At 55.0% G+C, this 6915-nt stretch carries 7 protein-coding genes and 1 pseudogene; 5 read left to right on the top strand and 3 right to left on the bottom strand.

All coding sequences use genetic code 11. The features are described 5' to 3' along the window. Positions 1 to 79: 79 nt before the first annotated feature. Positions 80 to 318 (top strand): annotated as a pseudogene (locus QHC67_RS05670) (transposase); the annotation flags it as partial. Positions 319 to 436: 118 nt separating this feature from the next. Here QHC67_RS05670 and QHC67_RS05665 read toward each other — a convergent pair. The 3 genes from QHC67_RS05665 to QHC67_RS05655 are packed head-to-tail and all read right to left on the bottom strand — an operon-like array spanning position 437 to position 3044. Next, on the bottom strand, positions 437 to 1084 hold the full coding sequence (locus tag QHC67_RS05665; RefSeq protein ID WP_319292218.1) for an ABC transporter ATP-binding protein: 648 nt from the start codon (positions 1082 to 1084) through the stop codon (positions 437 to 439). Then, positions 1081 to 1878, bottom strand: a complete 798-nt coding sequence (locus QHC67_RS05660) for an ABC transporter permease (protein WP_319292216.1) — start codon at positions 1876 to 1878, stop codon at positions 1081 to 1083. The genes QHC67_RS05665 and QHC67_RS05660 overlap by 4 nt, the downstream gene beginning before the upstream one ends. Before the next feature lie 2 nt (positions 1879 to 1880). Further along, on the bottom strand, positions 1881 to 3044 hold the full coding sequence (locus QHC67_RS05655) for a Wzz/FepE/Etk N-terminal domain-containing protein (RefSeq protein WP_319292214.1): 1164 nt from the start codon (positions 3042 to 3044) through the stop codon (positions 1881 to 1883). A 179-nt stretch (positions 3045 to 3223) separates the two neighbouring features. Here QHC67_RS05655 and QHC67_RS05650 point away from each other — a divergent pair, with 179 nt between their 5' ends. From QHC67_RS05650 to rfbD, 4 genes are read left to right on the top strand one after another with little or no spacing between them, the layout of a single operon-like run. Beyond that, positions 3224 to 4360, top strand: coding sequence for a polysaccharide biosynthesis/export family protein (locus QHC67_RS05650; RefSeq protein WP_319292212.1), 1137 nt, complete (start codon positions 3224 to 3226; stop codon positions 4358 to 4360). Between the two features lie 33 nt (positions 4361 to 4393). Next, on the top strand, positions 4394 to 4960 hold the full coding sequence (gene rfbC, locus QHC67_RS05645) for a dTDP-4-dehydrorhamnose 3,5-epimerase (protein ID WP_319292209.1): 567 nt from the start codon (positions 4394 to 4396) through the stop codon (positions 4958 to 4960). A gap of 4 nt (positions 4961 to 4964) precedes the next feature. Next, on the top strand, positions 4965 to 6023 hold the full coding sequence (rfbB, locus tag QHC67_RS05640; RefSeq protein WP_319292207.1) for a dTDP-glucose 4,6-dehydratase: 1059 nt from the start codon (positions 4965 to 4967) through the stop codon (positions 6021 to 6023). Beyond that, positions 6020 to 6910 carry a dTDP-4-dehydrorhamnose reductase gene (gene rfbD / locus QHC67_RS05635; RefSeq protein ID WP_319292204.1) on the top strand — a complete coding sequence of 297 codons (891 nt, stop codon included), beginning with the start codon at positions 6020 to 6022 and terminating at the stop codon, positions 6908 to 6910. Before rfbB ends, rfbD begins: the two co-directional genes overlap by 4 nt. The last annotated feature ends 5 nt before the right edge of the window (positions 6911 to 6915 follow it).

The following is a 6915-nucleotide window of genomic DNA, read 5'->3' as shown; positions in this document are numbered from 1 at the left end:
GCTTCCGCTTCATCTGTCCGTCCCTTCTTCGGGCCGGACTCTAGCTCCAACTGAAGGAAAAAACGGGGGTCACGTCAGGTGGCGCATAACCGGAAAGCTGGAAGTGCCCGAGAATATCAGCATCGTTCCGCTGCCGCCGAAATGCCCGGAACTCAACCCAGTCGAAAATATTTGGCAGTTCATGCGCGATAACTGGCTGTCCAACCGGTCTTCACGTCCCCCGACAACATGATCGACCTTTGCTGCGAGGCGTGGAACAGACTGGTCGAGCAGCCGTGGCGCATCAGGACTATAGGACGCCGAAAATGGGCGCGTGGGTCGTATTCAATGCCGGCCGGTATCAGACCCCCAACTGAAAAAATCCTCAAACGATTCTGTCAGGTCGGATTATTCTCTACTCGGCGGCACAGTTGAGCTTGCTTCGCTCTATGGAGCATCAAAGGCTGCTATAGGTCTCCACTGCCAAGCCCACGTCGTCATATTCAGTTGCTTCGCCCCGGTGGATGATAACGGCCCGGTCGCAGAATTCACGTATGATCTCTGTGCTGTGCGAGGCCAAGATCATAGCGCGATCGCTGCGCTTTTCGAACAACTCGTGCTGGCACTTTCGATGAAAATTTTGGTCTCCTACCAGAATGATTTCGTCGATCATATAACAGTCGAACTCGATCGCCAGCGAAAGGGCAAAGGCGAGACGTGCGCGCATTCCAGAGGAATACGTCTTCACCGGCATTTTCAACTGGCGGCCTAATTCTGTAAAGTCTTCGACAAAAGCCCGGACATAGCTATAATCACGCTGGTAGATCCGAGCAATAAATCGCGCATTGTCATAACCTGTCATGCTTCCTTGAAATCCGCCGCCAAAGCCGAGGGGCCAAGAAAGTGACATGCTCCGGATGATTTTCCCAGACGTCGGCATTTCCACGCCGCCAATAAGCTTGATGAGAGTACTTTTCCCGGCACCGTTACGGCCCAGCAATGCGACACGCTCACCCGGTTGAATGGTGAGGTTCACATTATTTAAGACCTGTTTTCGGCTGTGACCGTGAGTGTATGCCTTGCATATGTCGCGACAAATGATCATTCGACGGCCAGCGTCCGGCGAACATGCCGGCACAAAGGAAGGCCTATTAAGATCGCCAACATTGAACAGGCGATCGGGTACCAAGCAACATAATGCGCCGTCAGCTTGTTCCCCCAAATTCCCTCTCGCATCATCTCCATCGCGTTCACGAACGGCGACATTAGAATGTAATCTCGCGCTTCTGGCGTGAGCCAGGAAACCATAAAGAATAATCCTGAGAATGGAATCATAACGTAAGTCAGCACAGGCACAAACTTCTCAACCACTTCCGACATTTCAGAAAGTGGCGCAATGATCAAACAGAGCGAGAAAGAAAATAGCGCGTAAATCATCCAACCACTAATCAGCAATCCAATGTTAGCCGGCACTGGAAACTCGTCGAACAAGATTAGTATAGCACCGATGAAGACATACGCCATCATTCCGCCAAGCACTTCTATGACAAAGCGAACTAGTATAAAATCAACTAATTTTATTTGCCTATGGTACAGCAAAGCGCCGTTGGCTGTAAAAACTGCGACGCTCCGCGATACGCCATGGCGGAATAGAGTGATTGGAATATAGCCAGTCACGACAAAAGCTATTATGCTTACACCATGCTCTTCAGGACCTTTAGATAAACGCCATATAAGAGCCACCATTCCAGCAAAAAGAAGCGGTTCAACCATGATCCAGAGGAACCCGATGTTTTGCCGCCCGAAGCGGGTGGAGAGTTCGCGTATCATCAAAGCGTGAACCACACGAATCTGAACGGCCCATCCGCGCCGTAGTTTGTTTAAATCAATATTGGACATCCTCAATCTTCCGGCGCATGTTCCAGAATGCCAATGGTGAACATCCAGGCTATAGCATATATGCAAGCGGCTGCAGCTCCAAAGACGATGATGTTTAGGAGCCGCCTCGGCAGGAGCGGCATATCTGGCAAATTAGGATCCACGACGCGTTCGAGGTAGAATTTTTGTCGCTGCGCTTCAGCACGCGCTTGTACGAGAGCAGCGTTCGCCACATTCAGATTCTCTGTAGCGAAATGTTGTTCTACGACTAGCGCTTCATAGTTACCCATTTTGGACGCGATGCCCTGATCTGTGCCCACTACCCGCCTATCCTGCGCCCCAATTTGCGCGGAGATAGCGTCGATCCGGTTTCTTAAGGCGGGGATGGATGGGTTTTGGGGCGCCGTCCGGCGCGTTAAATCGAGCTGCGCTTGAAGTGCTGCCCGCTCGGACGTCAGTTTGTTCGCAATTTCGAGAACGCCCAGCGCCTGCTTTGCAGGATCGATCAATTCTTGCGCGTTCCGATACTGAGTAAGTGCCACCTGTGCAAACTTAGCTCGCGTAGTCGCAACGTCCACTTGCTTTTGCGCCTCAGCAATCCCCTTGGCCTGAGCCCGATCGTTCAGGCGATTAACCAGAGCTTCGCTTAGTTCAAGCAACCTCCGGTTAATTTCGTAAGCATCACGCGCAGTAAATGCTTCAGCTGTTATGATCGCTGTCCCAGTCTCGTGATCGAGCCGAACGTCAACCATCTTTGTGTAATATTTGTACAGGTGTTCGAAGCTGTTGCTAGAAAAGGGTTGCGGAAAACGTGATAAAATATCCGCGTAAGGCGAAGAAAACAGAGACCGTATACTAGGATCTTTGTCGAGGGCGTTTAAGGCATCGCGAGACCGAACATAGGTAAGCACCTCGTTAGTCTGCTCTTGACCGCCTGATAAACCAGTCGTTTGGATAAGGTTGGCGAGCGTCGACATCTGCGACCGTTTCTGATCCGGGCTTTTGATAACAAACCGGGATTCGGAAATGTAGATATCCGACGCGATTAGGCCATAGTAGAGGCCGGCCAGGATCGTTGGCGTAACGACGAAAAGGATGAACCAACGCCGCTTCCTTAACCATTCCGCAATCCTGGATCGATGGACCGGTGTTCCAGCGTCGATGGGGAAAGAAGGATTAACGTTCATAAATATCTTTGCAGCGCCTAGGGGTGATCAGAGCTCACTTGCGCTACGCCAACACCGGGCAAGGCGCAAGGTCAAGCAACAACGAGCCTTGAAATCGCGCGAGGAACTATTGTTCATTTTTCAGTGCCGATGCTAAGCGTGCGCCCGTTCAAAGCGCTAGCATTGAGAGATCATATATAATGCAAGTCAAGAAGTTCGTATCTTTAGCCCTGCTTGCAGGATTAGCGGGATGCGCAACCCTGCCTTCCAGCGGGCCTACAGGCGGGCAGATCGAGAAATCGCTGAGGGCGCCGAAGACTGGATCGGCTATTCAGCTTGTTCACGTCACTACGGTTGCCGATGTGCCGAATAGCGGGTTGAGCGCTACCCCTGTAGAGCTGCTGCAGGATCTTGCACCCCCACCGACTGACATGGTGGGTCCGGGCGACGTCCTCGACATCAGCATTTATGAAGCGGGCGTCACCTTATTTGCAGGGGTGACCAACGGGGCGAGCCAGATGACCACCCCTGGCGTACAGGTTCAGAAACTGCCGCCAACGAGGGTCAACGATCTCGGTGACATCTCCATCCCGTATGCCGAAACGCTTCACGTAGCAGGGCTGACGGTGGGCCAGGTGGAGGCGATGGTGCGTAATTCCTTGCAGCGCCTTTCCCAGAATCCGCAAGTGCTGATCACCCTAAGCCAAGCCATCACCAATTCGATCATTGTTGGGGGCGAGGTAGGAAAGCCGGGTCGCTTGGTCTTGCAAACGAACCGGGAAACATTGTCTGATGTTGTCGCCCTCGCTGGGGGTTATCGGGGAAGCGCCAAGGATTTGACGCTAAGAGTGACTCGCGGTGGCAAGAACGTCGATGTACGCATGAATGATCTTGTCGATAATCCGGCACTGGATGTCCGAGCCTATCCCGGTGACCGGATGATCTTGATCAATAGCCCCCGCACTTATTCAGTCCTGGGTGCGTCGGGGCGGGTGGAGCAGGTGCCCTTCAGCCGTTCGTCGGTGTCGCTGGCCGAAGCTGTCGCCACCGCTGGAGGTGTCAATCCTGGCGTTGGCAATCCGGCGGCAATCTTTGTGTTCCGCTATGTGCCCGACGAGCAGGGCAATGAAGTGCCAATCGTCTACCATCTCAACATGATGAAAGCAGGCTCTTACTTCGTCGCCCAGCGTTTCGCTATGCAGGACAAGGACGTGCTGTATTTCGGCAATGCTGCGGCCAATCAACCTAGCAAGCTCATCCAGCTTATCAGCCAGCTCTTCTCGCCGATCCTTACGGTGACCAGCGCGGTACAGACGGTTCAGAACAGCAACAACTAACTCAATTATTCGCTGTTATATTACTGGGATACTATGGAAATCCAGACTTTCGACATTGCTGGCGTCATGCTTCTGACACCACGCCATATCGGCGACGATCGCGGCTACTTTGCTGAGACCTTCCGTGCAGATCTGTTCGCCAAGACTGTAGGGCACTACCGCTTCGTTCAGGACAATGAGTCCCTGAGCGCTAGAACTGGCACCGTCCGTGGCCTGCATTTCCAGAGTGAACCCGATGCCCAGGGCAAGTTGGTGCGCTGCACAGCTGGCGCGTTGTTCGATGTTGCCGTGGATATCCGGAGAGGATCACCAACCTATGGACAGTGGATTGGCGAAACGCTGACCCCTGACAATGGCAAGCAACTGTGGGTGCCACCGGGCTTCGCCCATGGCTTCTGCACGCTTGAGCCCAATACGGTCATCGCCTATAAAGTGACTGGCGGCTATTATAATGCAGAGTGCGACAAGGGGCTAGCATGGAACGATCCGGCAATTGGCATAACTTGGCCTGCCGCCGCCGACCCTGAAACCCTCTCGCCCAAAGACAGCAAGCAGCCGCTGCTTGCAGACCTTCCTGCCTATTTCAGTTGGAGCGCCTGAATCCATGCGCGTAATCGTCACCGGCGGGGCCGGCTTTATCGGCTCAGCCTTGGTTCGCTATCTGGTATTGGAAAAGGGCCATAACGTCCTGACCATCGATGCGCTGACTTATGCCGGGTGCGAGGCCTCACTCAAGGAAGTCGAAGGCCGCAACAATCATCGCTTCCTGCACGCCAATATATGCGATCGTGCGGCGATGGTCGCGGCCATCACCGACTTTCAACCCGATCGGATCATGCACCTGGCCGCAGAAAGTCACGTCGATCGCTCGATCACCGGCGCGGCAGATTTCATTCAGACCAATGTTGTCGGTAGCTTCACTCTGCTGGAAGCTGCGCGCGCATACTGGAACGGCCTCGAAACGGACACCAAGTCCGCCTTCCGTTTTCTTCATGTTTCGACTGACGAAGTCTATGGCTCGCTGGGTGATGAAGGTCTGTTCGAGGAAACGACCCCTTACGATCCCAGTTCACCTTACTCAGCCTCCAAAGCCGCATCCGATCATCTCGCCAAGGCGTGGCAGCGGACTTATGGTCTGCCCGTGGTCGTATCGAACTGCTCGAACAATTATGGGCCTTACCATTTTCCCGAAAAGCTGATCCCTCTCACCATCCTCAACGCGCTAGAAGGTCGTCCTCTGCCGGTCTATGGGAAGGGCGAGAATGTGCGTGACTGGCTGTATGTCGACGATCATGCCCGCGCGCTTGACATCATCATCGAGCGCGGCATGCCCGGCGAAACTTATAACGTCGGCGGGCGTAACGAGCGGAAAAATATCGACGTTGTGCTCCGTATATGCGCTGTACTCGACGAACTGGTCCCCGCTGACAAGCCGCGCGCGGAACTGATCGAATATGTCACCGACCGCCCTGGTCACGACGCGCGCTACGCTATCGATGCGACCCGTTTGGAAACTGAACTGGGTTGGCGCGCGCAGGAAAATTTCAATAGCGGTATTGAAAAGACCGTGCGCTGGTATCTGGAAAATAAATGGTGGTGGCAGCCGCTACGCAACCAGTATGACGGGCAGAGGCTGGGGCTGGCCGAGGCCGCAAAGATATGAGGATCGCCGTCACCGGCCAGGCCGGGCAGGTCGTCACGAGCCTAGTTGAACGGGGGGCGCTGACTGGTCATGAAGTGATCGCGATCGGTCGCCTGCAACTGGACCTAGCCGACCCTGTCTCAGTCATGCGCGCGCTGAAAGTCGCTGCCCCAGACGTTATCGTTTCGGCGGCCGCTTATACAGCGGTCGACAAGGCGGAGAGCGAGAGAGACCTTGCCCATGCCGTCAATGGCAAGGGCGCGGGAGCCGTGGCGCAGGCGGCTAGGGCGCTGGGCGTGCCACTGGTCCATGTCTCCACAGACTATGTGTTTGATGGCATGGCGGACCGACCCTATGGCGAAGGCGATCCCACCGGCCCGACCGGGGTCTACGGCGCATCCAAGCTGGCGGGCGAACAGGCCGTGCTGGCCACTCATGGCGAAAATAGCGCGATCGTGCGTGTGGCCTGGGTCTACAGCCCGTTCGGCGCCAACTTCGTAAAGACTATGCTGCGCCTTGCTGGTGACCGAGATGAGGTGTCGGTGGTCGCAGATCAGATCGGGAACCCAACGAGTGCGTTGGAGATAGCCGATGGTATCCTTCGTATAGCTACCAATCTGTTAGCTGATAGTAGCCCGGCTTTACGTGGTGTTTTCCACATGACGGCGCGGGGTGAAGCAAGCTGGGCGGACTTTGCCGAAGCCATCTTTGCCGCATCGGCTGCGCGGGGCGGTCCTTCGGCTTCGGTGCGGCGAATCGGAACGGCAGATTATCCTACACCTGCCACCCGGCCTGCAAATTCGCGGCTCGATTGCGGGCGGATTGCTCGGGTCCATGGCATAGCGCTGCCCGAATGGCATAGGTCGCTCGACACCGTGATCGCGCGGCTGATCGCCGGCGTAAACTGAACGAT

It is taken from the genome of Sphingobium sp., from assembly GCF_033795625.1.
Taxonomy (GTDB): Bacteria; Pseudomonadota; Alphaproteobacteria; order Sphingomonadales; family Sphingomonadaceae; genus Sphingobium.
Note: the sequence above shows the minus strand (reverse complement) of the source record. Positions and strands in the feature narration are given on the sequence as shown.

Bases quoted from the DNA above. Each gene is read 5' to 3' on its own strand.
- QHC67_RS05655 (WP_319292214.1), bottom strand. From the start codon at position 3,044: ATGAACGTTAATCCTTCTTTCCCCATCGACGCTGGAACACCGGTCCAT.
- rfbC (WP_319292209.1), top strand. From the start codon at position 4,394: ATGGAAATCCAGACTTTCGACATTGCTGGCGTCATGCTTCTGACACCA.
- QHC67_RS05650 (WP_319292212.1), top strand. From the start codon at position 3,224: ATGCAAGTCAAGAAGTTCGTATCTTTAGCCCTGCTTGCAGGATTAGCG.
- rfbD (WP_319292204.1), top strand. From the start codon at position 6,020: ATGAGGATCGCCGTCACCGGCCAGGCCGGGCAGGTCGTCACGAGCCTA.
- rfbB (WP_319292207.1), top strand. From the start codon at position 4,965: ATGCGCGTAATCGTCACCGGCGGGGCCGGCTTTATCGGCTCAGCCTTG.
- QHC67_RS05660 (WP_319292216.1), bottom strand. From the start codon at position 1,878: ATGTCCAATATTGATTTAAACAAACTACGGCGCGGATGGGCCGTTCAG.
- QHC67_RS05665 (WP_319292218.1), bottom strand. From the start codon at position 1,084: ATGATCATTTGTCGCGACATATGCAAGGCATACACTCACGGTCACAGC.